General features: G+C 50.9%; 18 protein-coding genes and 1 pseudogene. 5 read left to right on the top strand and 14 right to left on the bottom strand.

From position 1 onward, the window contains the following. Nucleotides 1-6: 6 nt before the first annotated feature. The 3 genes from efp to aroQ all read right to left on the bottom strand — a co-directional run bounded on the left by efp (nucleotide 7) and on the right by aroQ (nucleotide 2,277). The gene (efp, locus tag JOD24_RS07825; protein ID WP_380166603.1) at nucleotides 7-564 is read right to left on the bottom strand and encodes an elongation factor P; all 558 of its coding nucleotides are present in this window, start codon (nucleotides 562-564) and stop codon (nucleotides 7-9) included. A 24-nt stretch (nucleotides 565-588) separates the two neighbouring features. Beyond that, on the bottom strand, nucleotides 589-1,659 hold the full coding sequence (locus tag JOD24_RS07820) for a M24 family metallopeptidase (RefSeq protein ID WP_380166601.1): 1,071 nt from the start codon (nucleotides 1,657-1,659) through the stop codon (nucleotides 589-591). 177 nt (nucleotides 1,660-1,836) lie between these two features. Then, nucleotides 1,837-2,277 (bottom strand): type II 3-dehydroquinate dehydratase, encoded by a 441-nt coding sequence (gene aroQ, locus JOD24_RS07815; protein WP_380166599.1) that lies wholly within the window; start codon nucleotides 2,275-2,277, stop codon nucleotides 1,837-1,839. A gap of 197 nt (nucleotides 2,278-2,474) precedes the next feature. Between aroQ and JOD24_RS07810 the strand changes: the two genes are divergently transcribed. Continuing rightward, a complete protein-coding gene (locus JOD24_RS07810) occupies nucleotides 2,475-3,419 on the top strand; it encodes a DUF1385 domain-containing protein (protein WP_380166597.1) in 945 nt (314 codons plus the stop codon). 37 nt (nucleotides 3,420-3,456) lie between these two features. Next, nucleotides 3,457-3,762, top strand: a complete 306-nt coding sequence (locus JOD24_RS07805; RefSeq protein WP_380166595.1) for a hypothetical protein — start codon at nucleotides 3,457-3,459, stop codon at nucleotides 3,760-3,762. Nucleotides 3,763-3,898: 136 nt separating this feature from the next. On the opposite strand, the gene JOD24_RS07800 is transcribed toward JOD24_RS07805, so the two are convergent. The 4 genes from JOD24_RS07800 to JOD24_RS07785 form a co-directional block, all read right to left on the bottom strand. Further along, nucleotides 3,899-4,330, bottom strand: a complete 432-nt coding sequence (locus tag JOD24_RS07800) for a protease complex subunit PrcB family protein (protein WP_380166593.1) — start codon at nucleotides 4,328-4,330, stop codon at nucleotides 3,899-3,901. Nucleotides 4,331-4,343: 13 nt separating this feature from the next. Continuing rightward, nucleotides 4,344-5,351, bottom strand: coding sequence for a patatin-like phospholipase family protein (locus JOD24_RS07795; protein WP_380166591.1), 1,008 nt, complete (start codon nucleotides 5,349-5,351; stop codon nucleotides 4,344-4,346). A gap of 172 nt (nucleotides 5,352-5,523) precedes the next feature. Further along, a complete protein-coding gene (gene mntR, locus JOD24_RS07790) occupies nucleotides 5,524-5,958 on the bottom strand; it encodes a transcriptional regulator MntR (RefSeq protein WP_380166589.1) in 435 nt (144 codons plus the stop codon). A 275-nt stretch (nucleotides 5,959-6,233) separates the two neighbouring features. Beyond that, complete coding sequence (locus JOD24_RS07785) at nucleotides 6,234-6,689, bottom strand: hypothetical protein (protein ID WP_380166587.1); 456 nt, start codon at nucleotides 6,687-6,689, stop codon at nucleotides 6,234-6,236. A gap of 500 nt (nucleotides 6,690-7,189) precedes the next feature. Here JOD24_RS07785 and hutH point away from each other — a divergent pair, with 500 nt between their 5' ends. After that, complete coding sequence (gene hutH / locus JOD24_RS07780) at nucleotides 7,190-8,731, top strand: histidine ammonia-lyase (RefSeq protein ID WP_380166585.1); 1,542 nt, start codon at nucleotides 7,190-7,192, stop codon at nucleotides 8,729-8,731. A gap of 42 nt (nucleotides 8,732-8,773) precedes the next feature. Here the strand turns inward: hutH and JOD24_RS07775 are convergent, their stop codons facing one another. Next, complete coding sequence (locus tag JOD24_RS07775; protein ID WP_380166583.1) at nucleotides 8,774-9,505, bottom strand: metallophosphoesterase; 732 nt, start codon at nucleotides 9,503-9,505, stop codon at nucleotides 8,774-8,776. A 155-nt stretch (nucleotides 9,506-9,660) separates the two neighbouring features. On the opposite strand from JOD24_RS07775, the gene JOD24_RS07770 reads away from it, so the two are divergent. Continuing rightward, nucleotides 9,661-10,326 carry an SGNH/GDSL hydrolase family protein gene (locus JOD24_RS07770; protein ID WP_380166581.1) on the top strand — a complete coding sequence of 222 codons (666 nt, stop codon included), beginning with the start codon at nucleotides 9,661-9,663 and terminating at the stop codon, nucleotides 10,324-10,326. A 48-nt stretch (nucleotides 10,327-10,374) separates the two neighbouring features. On the opposite strand, the gene JOD24_RS07765 is transcribed toward JOD24_RS07770, so the two are convergent. Beyond that, nucleotides 10,375-13,695: a vitamin B12-dependent ribonucleotide reductase gene (locus tag JOD24_RS07765; RefSeq protein ID WP_429246699.1), complete on the bottom strand. Its 3,321-nt coding sequence runs from the start codon at nucleotides 13,693-13,695 to the stop codon at nucleotides 10,375-10,377. 286 nt (nucleotides 13,696-13,981) lie between these two features. Here JOD24_RS07765 and dat point away from each other — a divergent pair, with 286 nt between their 5' ends. Beyond that, nucleotides 13,982-14,815: a D-amino-acid transaminase gene (gene dat / locus JOD24_RS07760; protein ID WP_380166577.1), complete on the top strand. Its 834-nt coding sequence runs from the start codon at nucleotides 13,982-13,984 to the stop codon at nucleotides 14,813-14,815. A gap of 68 nt (nucleotides 14,816-14,883) precedes the next feature. On the opposite strand, the gene JOD24_RS07755 is transcribed toward dat, so the two are convergent. From JOD24_RS07755 to JOD24_RS07735, 5 genes and pseudogenes are all read right to left on the bottom strand, one after another. Continuing rightward, nucleotides 14,884-16,686 (bottom strand): serine/threonine-protein kinase, encoded by a 1,803-nt coding sequence (locus JOD24_RS07755; protein WP_429246698.1) that lies wholly within the window; start codon nucleotides 16,684-16,686, stop codon nucleotides 14,884-14,886. Between the two features lie 562 nt (nucleotides 16,687-17,248). Beyond that, nucleotides 17,249-17,437 (bottom strand): hypothetical protein, encoded by a 189-nt coding sequence (locus tag JOD24_RS07750; protein WP_380163767.1) that lies wholly within the window; start codon nucleotides 17,435-17,437, stop codon nucleotides 17,249-17,251. Between the two features lie 14 nt (nucleotides 17,438-17,451). Further along, nucleotides 17,452-17,658: a hypothetical protein gene (locus JOD24_RS07745; protein ID WP_380163765.1), complete on the bottom strand. Its 207-nt coding sequence runs from the start codon at nucleotides 17,656-17,658 to the stop codon at nucleotides 17,452-17,454. A gap of 287 nt (nucleotides 17,659-17,945) precedes the next feature. Then, complete coding sequence (locus tag JOD24_RS07740) at nucleotides 17,946-18,635, bottom strand: Gfo/Idh/MocA family protein (protein ID WP_429246724.1); 690 nt, start codon at nucleotides 18,633-18,635, stop codon at nucleotides 17,946-17,948. 81 nt (nucleotides 18,636-18,716) lie between these two features. Then, nucleotides 18,717-18,955 (bottom strand): annotated as a pseudogene (locus JOD24_RS07735) (Gfo/Idh/MocA family protein); the annotation flags it as partial. Between the last annotated feature and the right edge of the window lie 492 nt (nucleotides 18,956-19,447).

Genomic DNA, 19,447 nt, shown 5'->3' with positions numbered 1-19,447 from the left:
TTAAATTCAGGCTCGGGAGACATATTCCCCTTTGCGAGTGTCAACAATCAGTCGGTCCCCCTGGTTGATAAACAAAGGAACCTGCACCACCAAACCAGTCTCCAGTTTGGCCGGTTTCGATCCGCCAGTGGCGGTATCCCCCCGAATCCCCGGATCGGTCTCCACCACTTCTAGCTCCACCGTATTGGGAAGGTCCACTCCCAAGGTCTCACCGTTATAGATGACCAAGTTGACGTTCATATTCTCCTTGAGAAACTTGACTTCCCGCTCCAGTCGCCCCGCCGGAAGTGTCACTTGATCATAGGTCTCATTATCCATAAAGGTATACTCGCCGCCACTCTCGTATAGAAATTGCATCTGGCGGCTCTCCACATGGGCCCGAGCCATTTTTTCGCCAGCACGGAAGGTACGCTCCTGGATGTTCCCATTGCGGAGATTCCGCAGTTTGGAACGGACAAAAGCCGCCCCTTTCCCTGGTTTGACATGCTGAAAATCCATGACTTGCCATACATCTCCATCTAATTCAATCGTAAGACCGGTACGAAATTCACTGGTAGAAATCATCGATCTGTGCCTCCTCTGCTGTCATCAATCGATCTGTATCAGTTCTTTAGGGCTTTTCGTCAACACTTCATGCCCTTCATCCGTGACCAAAACATTGTCCTCAATCCGGACGCCGCCCACCTCTGGCAGGTAAATGCCCGGCTCCACGGTGACCACCATTCCCGCTTCCAATGTCTTTTCATTCCGGTAGGATAAGGTGGGGCCTTCATGAAGCTCCAACCCCAATCCATGACCGGTTCCGTGGCCGAAGGCTTCCCCATATCCGTGGTCCCGGATATACTCTCTTGCCGTCGCATCCACTTCCTTGCCGCTGATTCCGGCTTGGATCGCCTGAATCGCCCGCTTCTGGGCTTCGAGGACGATCCCGTAAATCTCCCGTTGCTGCTTTGAGGGACTTCCAATCATCACGGTTCGGGTCATGTCAGAGCAATACCCCTGATAATAAGCACCGAAATCCATTGTGACCAGATCCCCTGCTTCCAACACGCGGTCACTGGCAACCCCATGGGGCAGAGCAGAGCGTGGACCAGAGGCGATGATCGTGTCAAAGGAAGAGGATTCCGCCCCCGCCTCCCGCATGAGGAATTCCAGGCGCAGAGAAATATCCCGTTCCGTCACTCCGGGACGAATCTCTTTCAGAATCTGTGCAAATGCTCCGTCAGAGATGGCAACAGCGTCCCGAATCCGTTGGATTTCTTCCTCATCCTTGATCAACCGCAGTCTTTCCACCAAATCGGATACGGGGACCGTTTGCAAACCCTCCAGCGACTCGATCAGCTTCCGATGCTGGCTGAAAGTGAGGTGGTTTTCCTCAAAGGCGAGGGAGCGGATGCCTGAACGATCCAGAATCTGTTTTATATCGGCAAAGGGATTCCCCTGATGTTCCACAAATTCAAAATGAGGTGCTTGATCTTTCACCTGCCCCCTGTACCGAAAATCCGTAATCAAAATCTGTTCCTGTTGCGTCACCACCACCCAGCCGGAAGAACCGGTAAACCCTGTTAAGTACCGGCGATTGGCAGGTTGGGAGATCAACAGGGCTTCGATGTCGTGTTCTTTCAGCAATCGGCGCAATCGAGCCAATCGTTTTTCCATATTTTTCGCTCCTTTTTACATCCAAGTCTGTTGATTAGCCACGTTTTGGAAGGGGAAGATGCTGTCTGGACATTCAGCTATGTTGAATCCTGGGAGAACCCTTGCACCGAATGGTTGGATCAGAGACGCCGCACAGGTAGCACAGGATCTATCCCATCATCTTCGACAGCCTTGAATTCAAGTCTCTCCGACCAGTGTGACAGCTGCGGTCAAAGCCAGCTCATAACTGAGGAAGCCAAATCCGATGATCTGCCCTCGTGTGACTGGTGCGGTGACAGAGTGCTCCCGGAAGGGTTCTCTCGTATGTACATTGGAAATATGTACTTCAATCGCAGGAACGGATACAGAGGCGAGGGCATCCCGGATCGCATAACTGTAGTGAGTAAATGCACCGGGGTTAATCACCAACACATCGACCCTTTCATTGGCCCCGTGGATTTGATCGATCAGATCCCCTTCATGATTGGACTGAAAGGTCTCCACCTCCAGTCCCAGTTCCCTGCCTTTGCTACGAAGTTGCTCGTTTAGCTCTGTCAGTGTCCCGTCTCCATAAATGTCCGGTTCCCGTTTCCCCAATCCATTCAGATTGGGTCCGTGCAAAACGAGTACTTTGGTCATGAGATTCCCCCCTTCCCCTCTCTTCCACCCTTCGCCATTATACCACAAAATCCCGGAAAACATGGAGGATACCTGCTCGCTTCAACCCCTGTAACCTGCATAGCCAAGCGATCAAAGGACAGATTGTGTTACAATAGTATAACCACATCTTAACAGTCCATCAAACCAAGGACATCCCACCAGGAGGTGGAACCTTCATGGAAACCAAAGCAGTGGCATATGGCGGTCAGGCAGTGGTGGAAGGTGTCATGTTCGGCGGACGCCACACCCAAGTCACCGCCATTCGGAGAAAAAACGGGGAAATCGAGATGTTTGAACAGACCCGTAACCATCACACCCGCTTGAATCTGTTGAAAAAAATCCCCTTCATCCGCGGAGTGATCGCTTTGGTGGAATCTAGCGCCTCCGGCTCCCGCCACCTTCAATTCGCAACAGACCGATATGATTTAGAACCTGGAGAAGAAGTAGAAGAAACAACCTCCCGGCTGGAATTGATCCTCGGCGTCGCCGCGATCGGTGTTCTCTCCCTCGTGATCGGGAAAATGATTTTCACCGCTTTACCCGCGTTTTTGGCCAGCATCCTCTTTGATGGGATCGTCACCAACTTGATCCTGCAGAATCTAATCGAAGGAGCGATCAAGACACTTCTCCTGTTGGGGTACTTACTGTCCATCTCCCAGACCCCCCTCATCAAACGCCTGTTTCAATACCACGGAGCGGAACATAAAGTGATTAACGCTTATGAGTCCGGGGCAGACTTAACAGTGAAGAACGTACAGAAACAGTCGACACTTCACTATCGCTGTGGTAGCAGTTTCATCATTCTGACTGTGATCGTAGGGGTAATCCTTTACTCCTTCTTCTCATACGACAGCGTCTGGGACCGCGTCCTCACTCGGTTGCTTCTGATTCCCGTGGTGATCGGCCTTTCCTACGAACTGCTCCGGATCACCAACGCGGTCCGGGATGTTCCAGTCCTCACCTGGCTCGGCTATCCCGGTCTATGGCTTCAGAAATTGACCACGCGGCAACCGGAGGATGATCAGGTGGAGGTGGCCATCGCCGCCTTCAACCGAATGGTTCAACTGGATCAAAAGGCCACAGAACCGATCCACGGATCCACTATTGTCCATTCGAGTTAACTATTTGGGTTCTATGAAACGAGGGAGATACGCCGTGTTGAGCACAAAAACAAAAATTTGGCGCAGCGTGATCCTGACCCTTGTCGCAATCGGGTTGGTTTCCAAGTTGATCACCGATACGATCCTCTTTTTAGGGATTCTGGCCGCGGTGGTTCTGATCTGGTACCTATATCGTCACCCGCCCAGATGGCTGATTCGATTGAGTCATCCCTCCACCCCCGCCATGGCCCGGAAATCCAGGGCCACCACCCAAAAAGAAAAATTGCGGGAGCGGAAAAAGAGACGTTTTCGCGTCATCAACGGCAACGGAAACCGCTCATCGAATAAAACCAAGATGCCTTAACTTCAAAGCGTTGAATGAAATTAGCCTGGGGATCGCTTCGCTCTCCTCAGGCATTTTGTGTCCTGTGGGTGTGACAACATTTTCACAAACGTTTCTAGAACATCCAGTCTATAGAACAGAAAACCGAAGGGCTACCTCAGTCCTTCGGAGATTCAGTGATCTGCTTTGCTTTTGGATCGGCCTCGGTAACCGCTCCCTGGGTGAAAATATCCCCGGAATTCGCATGAAGGATCTTTGGGACAGGACCTTTGACACGGATCACCAAGTAGGGAAAGCTGATCACCTGGGGATGCATCTTACCGGGTTCGGGAGCCACTTCACGAACGAGAAATCCAGGCTCCCCCCTTTCTTTTTTAACACCGACCAACTCCAACCGATGTCCCGGATTGGGCTTCATCCCGGCGGAAATCATCAAATACTGATGTCCACGGTGCTGATAGAGATGGACTCCCCGTCTCTGCTTCACTTCTTCCAGCCAATTGCGGAGATCTCCCGGTAATTTTTTCTGCTCTTTGTTGGTTAAAATCCGGTAGGAGAACTCCCCCGCCTGCTTTCCCCCACTCCCCATTTTTCACCCCCCTTTAAGAATCTAACGTATGAAGCCGCCAAGAAGGACCCCGATCGTATCCGCGTAGCGCCAAATATTGTTTGAATGTCCAGTGTTTAAAGAAATTTTCCGCCGCTTCAACCCCCGCATCGAACAATCCCTTCCGCTTCTCTTTATCCAGGTCAAAATCAGTCATTTTAATCCCTTGGGTGGGTACCTGAATCGTCCGAAGCCGGTCCTGATCCTTGATATGCCGGTTATCATGAGCATCCATCATTGTCAGAAACATCGCCCGTAACAAAGAGATGGGACCTTCGATCGGATGGCCTCCCGTTTCCTCTGATAAAAAGCGAAAGCCAAAGGTGGGCCACCGGGGATTTTTTTGATCAAACAACCAGACAGGAAAATTGCTGAGCACGGCACCATCCACCACATAACTGGTCTGTTTGGAAGGTTGGTGGAGCACTCGGACGGGATCGAAAAAGAAAGGGATGGAGCAACTCATCAAAACTGCCCGAGCCACAGATAATTTTTCCGGTGGGATTCCATACTCCTCTAAATCATGGGGAAGTACCAACAGACTTCCCCTGCTGAGATCTGAAGCGATAATCGAAAGCTTCCGTTCCTTCAAATCGGCAAATGTGTAAACATTTTTTTTGGCCAGCATTTCCCCGACCCACCGTTCCAAGGGGCGGCCAGAGTATAACCCCTTTTTCACCCATAGGCGAATGCTCGGGCCGAGATAGGGAAGACGATGGTACCACGTCGTCGCCGTCAGCAGAGTAAAATCATACTCCTCCATCGCTCGGTATAATTCCTCGCTTCGGTACCCTGCTGCCAGCAGAGCGGCGACCAGAGACCCAGCCGAGGTTCCAGCCAGTCGTTTCCACTCATATCCTTTTTCTTCGGCCACACTTAAAGCCCCCACCAATCCAAAAGCTTTGATCCCTCCTCCTTCCAACACTGCATCGGCAAAAATCCGGATCACCCCCTTAGAAGCGTTGTGATTTACATCTTTTAGACGGTCGGGATGAGGTTTCACATTTCGGTACCCAAGTTCTGACGAGCCAAAAACCTACCATGTGCCCCCCCACCCTACCTGTGACGACTTATTCACAACATTGTTAGAGAGGCTAGGCTACCAGTCGGGCTACCCTGTATCATGTTTATGCCTTTTGGAGAGCAAAAAACCCCATGGAAAACCACAGGGTTATTCAGGAATCAATTTCCTCCAGCTCATTTTCCTGTTTGAAGGCTTGCAATTCTCTTACACGCGCCGGATTCTTTTGGAAATACTCCACCAAGTATTCGATATTGTTGATGGAATCCCAACTGAGGTGGTGTTCTATTCCCTCCACATCCTCGTAAATCCGGCTTTCATCCACACCAATAATCCGTAAGAATTCTTCAAGAAGCGTGTGACGGTCCAACAGTCTTTTGCCGATTTTTTTTCCTTTCGGCGTCAAAACCAAGCCCCGGTATTTCTCATAAATCAGGTACTGGCTGTGATCCAGTTTTTGTACCATTTTAGTAACCGAAGAAGGGTGTACCTCCAGTGCTTCAGCGATATCTGAAACTCTGGCATACCCCTTTTTTTCAATCAGTTTATAGATCACTTCCAAGTAATCCTCCATACTTGGCGTCGGCATGAAACTCCTCCTGTCCAGGCCATCCCGAATCGGTACATCTCCTGTGGCTCCGACTTGGGCCTCACATAATCTGTCTATCCTATTATACATGACATGGTTATTCTCTAATGAGGATATGTAGTGAACCATTCGACTCAGGCACTTAAAATTCCTTCATTTCATTGTATCCAGTGGCCAAAAAGTTTGCAAACTGATGTTCTGAGTTTTCCCAGAAGTCAAGGCGTCGCCCCGGGGTCCCACAGGAATCTGGGGCACTCCTAAGAGTGGCCCCCAGCTCATACATCATGAGGCGTTAAAGCAATATAATCCACAAGAACTGAACCCTTTTGCACTTGGAAGATGACTGCAGTATATTGGGTGGCTACCGGCGGGGGGGGAACAATGGAAAAATAGGAACTGAAATGAGCTTCCTGGGTGTAGGGGGGTTCCACCAACACTGGCGTGGTCCGCAACAGCTTTTTATTGCGGTCCATATAGGCCACACTGACCAATACGAGAGGCGGCTTCAAAGAACGCCGGTTATTATAGATGCGAAAATAGAGATAATAGCTGCAATTACTGCGAAAAGGACCTGGGACGTATTGGTACAGCAATCCCTCATTCTCTAATCGAACAGACACATCCCCACGGCGTATCGGATTGGGAGCCAACTGGACTCCTTTTCCCTGCCAGGATGACAACCCGCTTTGAAAGCCGCCGTTTTTCAGGATATTGCGTTGGGGACAATTCATAAAATCCTCTCCTCAGTGTGCAGTTATAAAAAACTCCCAGGGGACGTATGAAGTGAAAACAGAAGTTCTGCGCTACTTGCGCCCTGAAATCCACACCCATTTACAAACGCGTGTTCCATGGTTAAACTAAAGAGGAGGTGTGGCAGATCCGTTCAGGTGCTAAAAATCACCCAGTGAGCCACCCTAAACGCGTGCCAAAAACAAGCCCTCTCCCCTTCAGGTGTGGTGGGGGTGTCAAAGATATGCTATTCAAGTGTGGCTTCTGTCGCACCCGATCTATATCCCGTCGTTTCTGCCTATTTTCGGTTTGCAGATACGATGGACACCCGGAGGCAACCCATGTACAAAGGGATCCAAGTTCACAGGCCGGTGCTTACCGGTAAAAAAAACAAGTTGCTTATTTCATTACATCAGTTGATCTCTCCAAGCAAAAAGGGGAACCGGTCGATCCCGGCTCCCCTTTTTGCTTGGACTTTTTTCAGCTAAAGGAGGAAAGCAATATGTCAACATCGCCATCCACGATCTCCCTAAACGGAGAAGATCTCACTCTACAATCATTTGAACAAGTAGTCCGGTTCGGTGCTCCCGTCTCCCTGTCCGAAAATGCTGTCGCAAAGATGATCCGCTCCCGGTCTACAGTGGAATCCCTGGTTCAGGACGGCCGAACCGTCTACGGCATCACTACCGGATTTGGGAAATTCAGCGATACTCTGATCGATCGCTCCCAATCGGCAGAACTGCAGATTAACTTGATTCGCAGTCACGCTTGTGGAGCCGGGGATCCCTTGGATAAAGAGACCGTTCGGGGAATGATGCTTTTGCGGGCCAATGCTTTGGCCAAAGGGTATTCGGGGATCCGACCGGTCACAGTGGAAACCCTAATCCAGTTGCTGAACCACCACATCCATCCCATCATCCCTTCCCAAGGGTCTCTGGGAGCCAGTGGGGACCTAGCCCCCCTTGCCCATATGTCCCTGCCTCTCCTGGGGGAAGGAGAGGTCCTGCGACACGGCCAACGGATGGATGCGGCCACCGCACTGGAGCAAGCCGGGATCTCACCGGTTCAGTTGGAAGCGAAGGAAGGGCTGGCATTGATCAATGGCACCCAGATGATGGCCAGCCTGACCGCATTGTCGATTCTGGATACCCATCGACTGTTGCTGGCAGCAGACGTGATCTCGGCCATGACTCTGGAAGCCCTTAACGGTATTCCCCATGCCTTTCATCCGCTTCTTCAACACGCCAGGGGACAACAGGGACAGACCGCAACCGCCCACCGAATGAGGCAACTCCTGTCCGGAAGCCAACGGACCACCCTCCCCGGTGAAAAACGGGTTCAGGATGCATACAGTCTCCGCTGCATCCCTCAGGTACATGGAGCCTCTTTGGATGCCTATCACTATGTACAACAAGTAGTGCTGCGAGAACTGAATGCCGCAACGGACAACCCTCTGTTGTTCCCTGAGGAAGAGCAAGTGATTTCCGGAGGCAATTTTCACGGACAACCTCTCGCGCTAGCGGCGGATTTTTTGGCGATCGCCGTAGCGGAATTGGCCAGTATCTCCGAGCGAAGAACAGAACGGCTGGTCAACCCGCAATTGAGCGGATTACCTGCATTTCTGACCCGTAACGGCGGGCTCCATTCAGGATATATGATCCTTCAGTACCTGGCCGCTTCCCTAGTCTCGGAAAACAAAACCCTTTGTCATCCTGCATCCGTTGATTCCATCCCGTCCTCCGCCAATCAGGAAGATCATGTCAGCATGGGTTCTATCGCCGCTCGTAAACTGCGCACCGTCATCCAAAATGTAACCCGTACATTAGCGGTGGAATACTTGTGTGCCGCCCAGGCGTTAGAATATGGAGAAGGCCGGCTCGGTACGGGGACGGAAGCGGCCTATCAGCTGATCCGGGAGCAGATTCCCCCTTTGACCGACGACCGGGTCGGGCACACAGATGTGGAAAAAGCTGCCGAATTAATCCAGAGCGGCCGTCTGGAAAAGGCTGTGAGGAAACATCTTCAAACAGATCTGCTGGATTAAAACACTCCCCCTCTGTCAGTCAGAGGGGGAGTGTTGCTATATTCATAAAGGTAGAGGGATCGGTTTGTAATTCAGATAATCACAAGAGACCAGCTTCAATTGCACACCCTCGACTCTCCCTTCCACCGCATCTCGGTGGGCACGCCCGTGAAGGTGACCATAAATACAGACTTTCACCTCATATTCCTGGAGCAACTCCATAAAATCGGATGTATTCACTCGGGCAGTCACTGGGGGAAAATGTAACATAGCGATTCTCTCTTTATCCGGATGCTCTCTGCAAGCCGACTCCAACGCCAGTCGCAGGCGGCCCACTTGTCGGTCATAAATCTTCCGATCCGACGCCTCATCCCAGGTGGAATCCCCCGGCAAATTCCAACCCCGGGTGCCCACCACCGCATACTCTTCCACCAGGGTATAATCGGCGTCCACCCACTTCATTCCAGAGGGGAGAGTCTCTCTCACCTTTTTTTTACTCTGGGCATAATAACAATGATTTCCGGGTGATAGAACTTTGTTACCCGGCAACGCATGAATCCACTCAAAATCATAGCGTGCCTGGTCCAATTTGAGTGCCCAACTGATATCCCCCGGGATCAACACCGTATCTTCAGGGCTCACCACTTCCAACCAGTGATCCCTGATCTGTTCATAATGACGCGTCCAGCCAAATTTATCCATCGGTTTATCGATATCCTGTTCAAAATTGACATCGTACAAACCCACCACTTTGTTAAAAGAAAGGTGAAGATCGCTGATCGCATAAATGCCCATGATCGGTCACATCCTTTTCTGTCATCCACTGACCCCTCGCAGAACGAACCCCATTATATCATGAGAAATATGACACTCCCAAAGGAATACGCCCTTCCTTCCCTCTCTCGTCGTGAATAGACATAACTATGATCAACTGACGAAGGGGGACACTGTTGACGACGCCTTCCGGAAAGTTCCTATATACAGCTCTGGGAGATTCCATTACAGAAGGTTATTCGGCTCCCCGCACACGTGGCTATGTCAATCTACTGTCCTACGGCCTCCACAAGGAACATGCCTCCTTCCGCCTCCTGAACGTAAGCCGCAAGGGATGGACCAGCCGCCGGCTCCTCCTTCGACTCGCTCGTTCGCCCCGTCTGTTGCAGGCGGTGGGCCAGGCGGATCTGTTAACCTTGTGGATCGGTGGCAATGATCTGATCTTTACGTATATCAAGGGCATGATGTCCACAACCCCTTACTTGTATGAACAAGCGCTGACTCAATACTCCCACCATATGGATCAAATCTTTGCCTGGATTCATTGGGCCCGTTCCCGCCCGTTTCTCGTCTGTAATCTGTATAATCCTTTTCCAAACTCCGGATTTGCCCGCCAGTGGGTAGGAGCATTTAATCAGGTGCTCGGCGGGGTATGCCAGGGGTGGGGAGTCCCTCTAGTGGATATCCATTCGGCCTTTCTGGGCAGGGAAGCAAAACTGATTCACGGTTATCGGAATGGAACCATCTCCGATATCCCCCTGATCGGTCATCGACCCGTCCATCCCAACAGAAAGGGACATGAGGTGATCGCTCGTACGTTGTGGAGAGTGATCCATTCCTGAATAAAAAAGGCCCCGCATCCAACAAGATGCGGGACTTCTTTATACCCATCAGGAACAGCCAGTAGTGGATCCACAATCCAAACAGACATAGCAGGAGCCATTGCGTTTGGTCATCCCACCGCATTCGACACAGATCGGGGCACCACTAGAGGCACGGATCGCCTCCAGGTTGTCCTGGGGTGTCTCCCGACTTCCGGTAACTTCTTGGAAAGCTTGTTCCAACTCCGTGTTGGCATGCCGCGGAGTAGCGGCTCTCTCTTTCTTTTCTTCTGTCTCCACCTGCTCCCGCTTCCGCCGGTTTGCATAGATGCGAAGTTCTTCCTGTTTCGGGGGAAGCTGAACAAAGTCAGTTCGTCCCAGATACTCCATCCCGAGCAGGCGGAACACATAATCGATGACGGAAGTGGACATTTTGATGTTAGGATGATTGACGGTTCCCGCCGGTTCAAAGCGAGTGAAGGTCATGGAGTTAATGTACTTTTCCAAAGGAACCCCATATTGCAATCCTAAGGAGACTGCCACAGCGAAGGCATCCAGCATCCCACGCATCGTGCTTCCAGCTTTGTGCATATCGATAAAGATCTCGCCCAGGGAGCCATCTTCATATTCACCGGTGCGGACAAAGATTTTTTGACCGGCTACCCGGGCTTCCTGGGTGATTCCGCCTCGTTTTTTCGGTAAACGGCGCCGCACACTGGGAACATGTCCATTGGCATACACTTCCTTCAAACCGGAAGTCGCAGCTGTCAGAGATCCCGCCATCTCCAGCTGATCCTCGGGATCCGCCTCCGCTTCCTCTCCGTCCCCTTGGTCATCCCCGCGGGAATTCAAGGGCTGAGAGCTTTTGGATCCGTCCCGATACAGAGCCACTGCTTTCAGACCCAGGCTCCACCCTTCATGATAGGCATGCTGGATATCTTCCACAGTGGAATCCCCAGGCATGTTGATCGTCTTGGAGATCGCTCCAGAGAGGAACGGTTGAGCCGCAGCCATCATCCGCAGATGCCCCATGTAATGGATGAACCGTTTTCCGTGCTTTCCACAGGGATTGGCGGTATCGAAGACCGGATAATGCTCCTCTTTCAGATGGGGAGCTCCTTCGGTAGTCATCATCCCGCAAACTGTATCATTCGCCTCTTCGATCTGGGCCCGTGTAAATCCGATCGCCTGCAGGAAGTTGAAATCTGGAGATTGCACTTCTTCCGGCTCAAAACCGAGTCGTTGGATACACTCCTCACCCAACGTCCACGGGTTGAAGGCAAAGGAGAATTCAAAGACCGTGGGCAACACTTCTTCCACCCGGTCTAACTCCGTATCAGTCAATCCTTTTTCCTTCAATGTCTCCCGATTGATATGGGGAGCGTCGGTCAGGCTGAGGGTTCCGGTGACATAGGTCAAAATCTCCCGGATTTCGTCTTCAGAGTAACCCAGGTTCTTCAGAGCCGGTTGGATCGACTGGTTGGCGATCTTGAAATATCCACCGCCAGCCAGCTTTTTAAACTTGACCAGGGCGAAATCGGGTTCCACTCCTGTCGTGTCGCAGTCCATCAGCAAGCCGATGGTGCCCGTCGGGGCCAGCAGTGTCGACTGAGCGTTGCGATAGCCATGCTTCTGCCCCAATTCCAGTGCTTCATCCCAGCTCCATCGTGCCGCCTCCAGCAGATCCGGCGGACAGTGGGTGGGGTGAATTCCCATGGGTGGCACTGTCAGACCTTCGTACTCTTCACCAGCCACATTATAGGCTGCCCGGCGGTGATTGCGAATCACACGGAGCATATGCTCCCGGTTGAGAGGGAACGCCTTGAAAGGCCCCAGTTCCCGGGCCATCTCCGCCGAAGTGGCATAGGCGGTTCCAGTCATGATCGCTGTCACCGCTCCTGTGATCGCCAAAGCTTCATCGGAGTCATAAGGGATTCCCGATACCATCAAAACGGTACCGATATTGGCATAACCCAATCCCAGTGTGCGATACTCATAAGACAGCCGCGCGATCTCCTGGGAGGGATACTGAGCCATCAATACAGAGATCTCCAGCACCACCGTCCAGAGACGGGAAGCATGCTTCAGCGCCGGTATGTCAAATTGGGTATTCTCTACATCGTAGAATTTCAGCAAATTCAGGGAGGCCAGGTTGCAGGCTGTATTGTCCAGGAACATATACTCACTGCAAGGGTTGGAGCCATTGATCCGGTTGTGGCGGGCCCCCAGTTGACCATCCATGCCAGCAGGTGAGGTGTGCCATTCATTGATCGTCCCGTCATATTGAAGACCGGGATCCGCGCACTCCCAGGCCGCCTCTGAGATTTGTTTCCAGAGATCTTTGGCTGGCACGGTCTTGCTCACTTCCCCATCCGTCCGGCGAATCAGATCCCATCCTCCCTCCTCATCTAGCACCCGGAAAAATTCATTGGGAACCCGGACGGAGTTGTTGGAATTTTGCCCAGAGATCGTCTCGTAGGCTTCTCCATTAAAGGATGGATCATAGCCTGCTTCGATCAGCGTCCGCACTTTTTTCTCTTCATTGGCCTTCCAGTTGATAAATTCTTCCACATCGGGATGATCCAGATCCAAGGTGACCATCTTCGCAGCCCGACGAGTCGTTCCTCCGGACTTGATAGCACCGGCAGCCCGATCGCCGATCTTCAGGAAAGAGAGCAGTCCCGAAGACGTCCCTCCCCCGGAGAGAGGTTCTCCTTTCCCACGGATATTGGAAAAATTAGTGCCTGTCCCACTGCCGTATTTAAAGAGACGGGCTTCCCGCACCCAGAGATCCATAATCCCGCCTTCGTTCACCAAATCATCGTCCACCGACTGGATAAAGCAGGCATGGGGTTGGGGACGGCTGTAAGCATCTTCTCCCCGACGCAACTCCTCCGTCTCCGGATCCACATAGTAGTGCCCTTGGGCTTTACCAGTGATCCCGTAGGCAAAAGCCAGCCCGGTGTTGAACCACTGGGGGGAGTTAGGGGCTGCCATCTGATGGAGTAACATATAAACCAACTCATCGTAGAAAGCCTTGGCATCCTCTTTTGTATCAAAATACCCGTTATTTTCACCCCACTCACGCCAGCAACCGGCGAGCCGGTGAATCACCTGGCGAACACTTCGTTCCGGGCCGGTGACCGGCTTCCCGTTTTCATCTATGAGCGGAGTCCCATTTTCATCAGTCTGGGGAACCCCCGCCTTCCGGAAATACTTTGAAATCATGATATCTGCGGCCACTTGGGACCACTGTTTCGGAACTTCCGCCCCTTTCATTTCAAAAACAACCGATCCGTCAGGATTGGTGATGCGGCAATCCCGTTTCACATACTCGACGCTATTGAAGGGATCATCGCCCTTGCGAGTAAAATACCGTTGGATCTTCAAAACTCATCTCCCCCTCTTTTGCGACTGACTGGATGTATTCAGCTACGATGAAAATCGCAATATGTAGACTTGACTACATTATACCACTACTATATATAGAATAAAATCTGAATTTCATCGATAAGGCCCGTCGGTTGAAGATCGAGTGGACACCACGGGTCTCTTGATTCCTCAGCCCCTTTATTCAGGTTTGCCTTTTCCGATTTTAAGAAAGTACTGCTTGTCAATTTGCCGCCGATCAGTCACACTAATTCTAACTTGTGCAAATACATGGGAGGAAGATAACATGGTTATTCTGTTTGACGAACAGTTCATCTCTCGAGATCGAGCCCACGTGGACATCGAAGATCGGGGATATCAGTTTGGGGACGGCGTCTATGAAGTGATTCGGGTTTACGGCGGAAAAATGTTCTGCAAGGATCAACACCTGAGCCGTCTGCTGAAAAGCGCCAATGAAATTGGACTTTCTCTCCCTTTTCCCCTGGAACGTCTAGACACTCTGCTGGAAGAATTGGTCAGTCAAAATCGTCTCCAGGAAGGAACCATCTATTTGCAAGTGAGCCGCGGAACCGCCCCTCGGAACCACCCCTTCCCTGAAAAAGTGTATCCCAGGCTAGTCGCCTATACCCAAGTAGTCACCCGCCCCCTGCAAAGCCTCCAACAAGGTGTGCGCGCGATTACGGAACCGGATCTGCGCTGGCTTCGCTGTGATATCAAGTCCCTCAATCTGCTGGGAGCTGTCCTCGCCAAACAAAAAGCGGTGGATCATGGTTGTCAGGAAGCCATTCTGCACCGAGATGGCCAGGTGACAGAAGGTAGCTCCACCAATGTTTTCATCGTCAACAACGGTCAGCTCATCACCCATCCTGCCGACCACTTCATCCTCCGCGGAATCACCCGGGATGTCATTATCGAATTGGCCCAGGAATTAGGAATTCCCGTAAGGGAGAAAACTTTTTCCGCAGAAGAACTCTTCCGTGCCGACGAGGTGTTTCTCTCCTCGACCACCTTGGAGGTCACCCCAGTCGTATCGATCGATAGCCGCAAAGTGGGCTCCGGATTGCCCGGAGAAGTGACCCGCCAATTGCAAACTGCTTTTGAAAAGCGAATCTCCAGCTGATCTTATTTTCCCCCATAAAAGAACGCCCTGATCACAGGATCGGGCGTTTTTCACATTTATGAGATGATTCAACTATGAATGCCAGTTTCCGGAGAATCAGATTTCTCCTTCATCAAAGTGATTTCTGATTGAGTCACGATGGAGATCTTCCGGAGGGAGACCGGTTTGTCCGGATGCGTCTCAATCTTCCGCTTCACATCCTGATGAGTCAACTCAATAGAAAACTCACTAGAATCACTGGTGATAGCGACTCCGGAGTCTTTTGTGGGATCCCACTTTGTACCCAGATAGCTGGCTCCCAGCTTTTCCGTTTCATAGCCGACTCGAGATAATTCAATCAGCCCGTTTTTCATCCAGGAAAGTGTATAATGCTCCCCAGTCACACTCTCCAACTCCAACCGAAGCGGGTCCCCGTCAAAGTCCTCCCCACGCTTGAAAGAAAAAGAAGACTGTTCTTGATCCATATGAACTCGTGCATTGGACCCCACTTCAAAGCGATCCGGATGTAATATTCCGTCGCCGTCGACTAACACCCAGGGCTGCCCTTCCATCCAACCGGCCAAAGACTTAGGTTCTGAATCGATCTGGGCGATTTCGGGATTTGCAAACTGAGTCCCTTTCATCCCCTTCATCTCTACCTTGAACACGGAATCCACCGGTACTTGCCCCACTGCCACCCACTTTGAGGAACTTCCCTTTTCCGAGAGGGAGATCCGGAAAGGTTGGCCTGGTAGATAGATCACTTCCAGTTGATACTTTTTGTCGGGTTGAATCGAGAAACTGTCTCCCGAATCCGCCAATTTAAAAGTCTCTCCATTTACATACTGAAACAGATGGACCCTTCCCTTCCCGCTAATGCGAACGCCGAAATCCGACTCCACATTCTCGGAAACCACCGACAGGGAAAAAGGCTTGTTCTCCTTTTGGGAAAACTCGCCAGTCAATCGGAATGAAGTATCTATAGAGGGGGGTAGAGCCTTTGTAGTCGCTTGATCCTTCGCGAAGGAGACATTTGAGTATGTACCTTTTCCTTTGATGCTTAATTGTTTCTCCTTGTCCTCTTGATCCGCTGCGGCCCCCTGGTTATTAAGTATGTACTGGTTGCCTGCGACCACACCTGCCACCAGCAAAACCATAGCAATTCCCGGATAGACCCACTTGCGGGTAGAAGAGATTCCTTTTTTGGAAGTTTCCTTTTCCGTTTTCGGGGGAACTGTTTTTTCCGCCGCCTCCAATACCTGTTCCATGGATTGTTCCGGATCCATCGCCTTCAACACCAGATCCTTCATCGGTTTGGGGAGTTCCCGGATACTGCGTTCCGATTCGGGATCTTCAGGCCATCTATCCAGTCGGAAGCCCGTAAGCAAAAAATGAAGAAGAAAACGCCATTTCACATCGTCTTCCATTTTGGTCATCTTTTCAAAACTGACAAACAGCACAAAGAGTTCCGATCCCTCCATAATGATATTCCGTGGATCCAATGTTGTATAAAGGGGGATCGAAAGCTTGGACAACCGAACTGTGGTCCGCAACAATTGACGATAGACTGAAAGGGCCTGAGCCGGCTCCATCCCCTGCCGCGGCCGAATCATCAGTGAAAGTGGTTCACCGGTCAACGGAGGATGGACTAGGACAATCCGATCCGGTTCCTCAATGACATCCAAAATCGGTGCCAAATGCTCATTTTCCAGGTTGGTCAACGTTTTTTCCACACCTGGGGGTAATGGCTCCTTAAGAGAAATCTCCTGGAGTAGAACCTGCATCCCGTCCGCCGATTTGGCCGAGATCAGTTGACCGGAGAAGAACGTCAGGACGTCTTCCACCTGATAGCGCTCATAATACCGACCCTCCACATTACCCGTGGATTTCATAGATCGTTCCTCCCAATTAAAAGTGCATAAATTTTTTCACTAAGTAGGCACCGCGGGAGACTTCCGCTGGGTGCAGTAACGTTCCTTTTATATCACGGGGTTCCGGTATGGCTCATCCGATGTGTACCCTAGACCTATTATGACACAGAATGCGAAAGACCGACAACGACTAAAACGCGAACCTCCGCCTTGAAATGGCGAACTTCTCGCCTTTTCTGACGGCAACCATTTGAAAAGACCATCGGCTTCCTCTGTTTTGTTATTTCAGCCAACCTATTTTTTTAACACAAGAATCCCATCCCTTTGTCAAACTTGAATTGGAAAAGAACCGGACACGACCACAGTGAGTTCTATATATCAAATCAGGCGTGTTGATTAGCCATATTTTGGGTGGGGAGATCGTGTTCACCCACGCGACCGTTGCCATCCGGCAAGGAAGTGAAAACTGGCCGCTCCAAATCTGACCATCGGGCAGGGGCAAAGCCTTACGGAAGCAACACAGGGAAGAGGTTGCCCCTAAACGCCCTCCCTCCAGATTCTCCGCTGGGTAGGATGGCTACCTTTATTCCAGGGCTTCAGCCCATCGAGATTGTAGTGCCTGTGGCGCATCCTTAACTTCAAATTGTAGTGCCCATGGCGCAAAGGTCGCTTTGGCAGCACACGACTCCCTTCCGCCGCCCATTTTCTGGTTAATCAACAGCCCTGATATCAAATAAAAACAGCCGCTGACCTTTTGCTCGCCAGCAGCCATAACTTGTTCTCCAATTATGAATTCGTACCTTGTTCCTTCGCCTTTTGTTCCTCTACCTTTTGTTCCTCCACTACCGATTCCGAGCGCTTCGGAAAAAAGGGTTTAACATACTTATTGAGTAGCCAGGATGCCAAGAAAACGACAATCAAGGCTTTTACAATAAACAGGACCAGATCCGCTCCCAAAGGGATAAACAATTGATTCATCCAATCGGGTTGCATGGGTTGGGCTCCAGGGATCGTAATCACTCCTTGTCCAATTCAAAGTCCTTCAATCTTAAGAGTTTTTCCTTCTCCTCCAAGGTCTAAACATCAGCACCTCCTTTTTATCTCCTTTGGAGGTTCACCAGTGTGAACGGTTGATTTACCCATTCCGTTTCTCAAAATTTCTTCGCACCACTCCGTTTCCACAATAAAACAACCGACTGTTCCCTTGTAAAGCAACGAGGAACAGTCTCCCAATCATTTGGATCTCATTTGGCTTTTTCATCCTCCTAAGGGTGTTTGTCTTAAACCTCAGGGAGAAGGATTTCGACTTCTCGTCTTATTTCAGCAGATTGAAAAATACCATCAATGATCGCTTGATTTTTCAAAATTTGTTTACTTGGAATGGGAGCCGGTTTGTTTTCTTTTATTGCCACAACAAAATCCCGAACCTTTTCATAGAAAATATCAAGTTGATGTTGCTCGACTGGAATCGATGTTTCCGAAAGTCGTCCCAAAACATCATGGAAAAGCGTAATTGAACCGACTCCTCCATCCCAAACTCCACTCCACGGCCCGCTGCCGGCAGGCGTGACTTTCAGACCCCCGTCTTTGCCGAGGAATTGGGTCGCACCTAAAGTATCCATATGCATCGCCCAAGAAATCTTAAAATCGAGTGCGATGCCACCTTCCAAACGGATAAAAGCTGCTCCGAAGTCTTCTACATCAAACTGATCTGCTTCCTTATGATAAGTCGGGCTTGTGCCAAAATGGTTTGAAATACTGGCAGTAACCGAAAGCGGATTGGGATAACCAAGTGCATTCAAAGCCATGTCCAAGGAATAACAACCAATATCCGCCATGGCTCCGGCGCCTGCAAGGTCCTTACGAATAAAGGTTCCTCCTGGCATCCCACGCCGACGCCCGCCTCCTGTTTGCACATAATAAATATCGCCCAGCTTTCCTGATCCGACAATCTCCTTCACCGTTTTCATATTGGGATCATAACGCGGTTGGAAACCGACGGTGAGAATCTTACCCGATTTCTTTTCCGCTTCCACCATCTCCACCGCCTGCTCCAATGTAACCGCCATCGGTTTTTCCACCAAAACGTGTTTTCCGGCTTGTAGTGCATCGACACTTGTTTGATGATGAGCAATATTGGGTGTACAAATACTGACACCATCCAGACCAGCTGGAGCAGTTTCTGATGGTCATCAAAGGCCTCTGCATTCCCTAAATTGAACCGCTGAATAAATTCTGCGGCTTTTCCCGGCACCACATCCGCTACAGCCACCACTTCCACGTCGTCCATTTTTTGATATGCCGCAGTATGTGCGCCGGCGATGCCGCCACTCCCGATCAATGCCTATTCGTATTTTTCCCGCCATTTCTCCCATCTCCCTGTGAGTGCCCCTTCAACAGAGTCTGAAGGGGCACCGGTATCTTTTTGTCAGGCGTGTTGATTATTCATATTTCAGATGGGGAGACCCTGTGCTACCACGCGACCATGCCCTCCTGCAAAGCAGTAGAGACGGACCGCTTCGAAATCTGACCCTCGGGCCGGGGCAAAGCCGGGAGGTCAGCTACACCAGGAGGATGGTTGCCCCTAAACGCCTACTCATAAAACTTCTACGCCGGGCAGGATGATACCTCTATCTCAGGGCTTCAGCCCATCGAGATTGTAGTGCCTGTGGCGCATCCTCAATTTCAGATTGTAGTGCCTGTGGCGCATCCTCAATTTCAGATTGTAGTGCCTGTGGCGCATCCTCAATTTCAGATTGTAGTGCCTGTGGCGCATCCTCAA

This window comes from Kroppenstedtia sanguinis, assembly GCF_050433445.1.
Taxonomy (GTDB): Bacteria; Bacillota; Bacilli; order Thermoactinomycetales; family DSM-45169; genus Kroppenstedtia; species Kroppenstedtia sanguinis.
This window is presented reverse-complemented; position numbering and strand designations above follow the sequence as displayed.

Excerpts from the sequence above, each read along its gene's own strand:
- JOD24_RS07775 (WP_380166583.1), bottom strand. The coding sequence starts at position 9,505 with ATGGGCATTTATGCGATCAGCGATCTTCACCTTTCTTTTAACAAAGTG.
- JOD24_RS07750 (WP_380163767.1), bottom strand. The coding sequence starts at position 17,437 with ATGGCTGCTGGCGAGCAAAAGGTCAGCGGCTGTTTTTATTTGATATCA.
- dat (WP_380166577.1), top strand. The coding sequence starts at position 13,982 with ATGGTTATTCTGTTTGACGAACAGTTCATCTCTCGAGATCGAGCCCAC.
- JOD24_RS07755 (WP_429246698.1), bottom strand. The coding sequence starts at position 16,686 with ATGAAATCCACGGGTAATGTGGAGGGTCGGTATTATGAGCGCTATCAG.
- JOD24_RS07820 (WP_380166601.1), bottom strand. The coding sequence starts at position 1,659 with ATGGAAAAACGATTGGCTCGATTGCGCCGATTGCTGAAAGAACACGAC.
- JOD24_RS07810 (WP_380166597.1), top strand. The coding sequence starts at position 2,475 with ATGGAAACCAAAGCAGTGGCATATGGCGGTCAGGCAGTGGTGGAAGGT.
- efp (WP_380166603.1), bottom strand. The coding sequence starts at position 564 with ATGATTTCTACCAGTGAATTTCGTACCGGTCTTACGATTGAATTAGAT.
- JOD24_RS07740 (WP_429246724.1), bottom strand. The coding sequence starts at position 18,635 with ATGAAAACGGTGAAGGAGATTGTCGGATCAGGAAAGCTGGGCGATATT.
- mntR (WP_380166589.1), bottom strand. The coding sequence starts at position 5,958 with ATGCCGACGCCAAGTATGGAGGATTACTTGGAAGTGATCTATAAACTG.
- hutH (WP_380166585.1), top strand. The coding sequence starts at position 7,190 with ATGTCAACATCGCCATCCACGATCTCCCTAAACGGAGAAGATCTCACT.
- aroQ (WP_380166599.1), bottom strand. The coding sequence starts at position 2,277 with ATGACCAAAGTACTCGTTTTGCACGGACCCAATCTGAATGGATTGGGG.
- JOD24_RS07785 (WP_380166587.1), bottom strand. The coding sequence starts at position 6,689 with ATGAATTGTCCCCAACGCAATATCCTGAAAAACGGCGGCTTTCAAAGC.
- JOD24_RS07800 (WP_380166593.1), bottom strand. The coding sequence starts at position 4,330 with ATGGGGAGTGGGGGAAAGCAGGCGGGGGAGTTCTCCTACCGGATTTTA.
- JOD24_RS07745 (WP_380163765.1), bottom strand. The coding sequence starts at position 17,658 with ATGCAACCCGATTGGATGAATCAATTGTTTATCCCTTTGGGAGCGGAT.